Source organism: Stenotrophomonas sp. GbtcB23 (genome assembly GCF_019091045.1).
GTDB lineage: Bacteria > Pseudomonadota > Gammaproteobacteria > Xanthomonadales > Xanthomonadaceae > Stenotrophomonas > Stenotrophomonas rhizophila_A.
In genome coordinates, this window is the sequence record NZ_JAGXKC010000307.1 from 1 (window position 1) to 310 (window position 310).

The window sequence follows — 310 nt, forward strand, 5'->3', positions numbered from 1 at the left end:
GGCTTGGACCAAGCGACCGTGACCTCAGTGACTTCACCCCGTTGACCCCAATTGGTGTAACAAACTACAGCAAGAACTGATCCTGTAGCCAACGCATACCGGGGGCTTTCTCCAAGGTCACGACAGGACCATCGGTAACAATGTTTCGGGGTACGCCGACGCCTCCGTTGCCCGCTGCCGTTGCCGCCGCCACGCCGGCAATGATTGCTCCGCTATGGATAAGGCAAGCCGGGTTGCGCACGGTGGCGAACATGCGCCCCTCGAAGACGGCATCGATAGCAGGCGGCATTGCGTCGCAGCCACCAATCAG

At 60.3% G+C, this 310-nt stretch carries 1 protein-coding gene; it reads right to left on the reverse strand.

Annotation, left to right across the window (positions count from 1 at the left end; translation table 11 throughout):
* Positions 1 to 64: 64 nt before the first annotated feature.
* On the reverse strand, positions 65 to 310 hold a 246-nt coding region (locus KVS69_RS19220; protein WP_217539555.1), incomplete at its 5' end, for a hypothetical protein.